1 protein-coding gene and 2 pseudogenes are annotated in these 1,373 nt (G+C 68.5%); 2 read left to right on the top strand and 1 reads right to left on the bottom strand.

Going from position 1 to position 1,373, the window contains the following annotated elements; all coding sequences use genetic code 11:
* Positions 1-201 (top strand): annotated as a pseudogene (locus tag KV557_RS41800) (hypothetical protein); the annotation flags it as partial.
* Positions 198-602, top strand: coding sequence for a hypothetical protein (locus KV557_RS41795; protein WP_218207352.1), 405 nt, complete (start codon positions 198-200; stop codon positions 600-602). The pseudogene KV557_RS41800 and the gene KV557_RS41795, both read left to right, overlap by 4 nt.
* Positions 603-793: 191 nt before the next feature.
* Here KV557_RS41795 and KV557_RS41790 read toward each other — a convergent pair.
* Positions 794-1,373 (bottom strand): annotated as a pseudogene (locus tag KV557_RS41790) (hypothetical protein); the annotation flags it as partial.

The following is a 1,373-nucleotide window of genomic DNA, read 5'->3' as shown; positions in this document are numbered from 1 at the left end:
GACTGCCGCCCCGGCTGCGCGAACACCGTCCGCACCGACACCCACGCCCGCCTGCTCCGCCAACGCGCCGACGAACTCGACCACCTCGCCGGCCGGGCGCCGACACCGGTCGCCCGCCGCCTGCACACCCACGCCGACCGGCTCCGCGCAACCGCCGACAACCACGACTCCACCGCCCAGACCGCCGAGGCCCTGCGATGAACCCGGACCACCAGGACGAACGCACCCGCATCCGCCAGGCCATGGACCGGCTCCTGAACGGGCAGGCCACAGCATCCAACGGCAGCCTCACCGCCGCCGCCCTCGCGGTCGAAGCCGGCGTCCACCGCATGGCCCTGATGAAGCGGCACGCCGATCTGAAGAACGAGTTCTACGAACGCGTCCGCAACGAGACCAGTCAGATCCCGGAGAGCGAGAAGCGCCTGCGGGAGACCGTCGTCAAGCTCAAGCAGACCGTCGCCGACAAGAACGCCGAGATCCTCGAACTCCGTCGGCAGATCACCCAGCTCACCCTCGCCAGTGCCGTACTCACCGAGCGCCTGAACGACATCGGGGATCGGTCCGGTACCCGCGACAATGTCGTGCGTTTCCCGAGCTCCTGAGCGGGGGCCAACGGCTACTGGGTCGGGCCGGGCCTGTCGGCGCTGTCTTGCTGGGCTTTCATGGGTAGCGAAGTTCACCCGACCGAGCTGATCCACTCGAACTCGTGCCCACCAAGCTGGGGACGACAACGGCTGGCCAGGTCACCAAGCCGGAGCCGCTCGGAGCCCGGCCGTTGACCGTGTCCGCGGACTCATTCCCGATGGTTCTTCGACCAGTCACCCCGAGGGCGATAGGCACGGCTGTCACCGACCTGCTTCGTCCCGCCGGGAACGACGTCCCCGTGGTACGGATACTGCTCGGTCACCGCCGCCAGCAGGAACTCCAGGAAGCCGCCCGCGAACACGTCCCACTCCCACATCGAGTGGAACTTGGCGGCCACCGGCCATCGGTCCGGATCCGGGCCCCGCGTCAGCCAGAAGAAGTGGTCGGAATTGTAGTTGTTGCCCCACTTCAGCAGGCCGCCCTCGGCCGGGAACAGCGGATACGGGCACTCCCTGTAGTCCCCGTCCCGGTAGCACTCGGCTAGCCAGGCACAGTATCCGTAGGGCTCCGTCGTGTTGTACAGGAACCCCTCGAAGCCGGACGGCACCGCGGCGTGGGGACTGGGGACTTCCGTTGGTGTGAAAATGTGCAGCTCGTTGCTGATGCTGACCGACCCGTACCGGTCGGCGAACGCCCGGTAGTCCGCGGGCAGCTGGAAACCGATCGCCGCGGGTGCGAGCTCCCACGGGACCGGGGTCACGCCGTCCGCGGGCGGCGGTCCGATCACC

Source organism: Kitasatospora aureofaciens, assembly GCF_019192735.1.
Classification (GTDB): Bacteria; Actinomycetota; Actinomycetes; order Streptomycetales; family Streptomycetaceae; genus Kitasatospora; species Kitasatospora aureofaciens_A.
The sequence above is the reverse complement of the archived record's forward strand: the minus strand, read 5'-3'. Positions and strand labels throughout refer to the sequence as shown.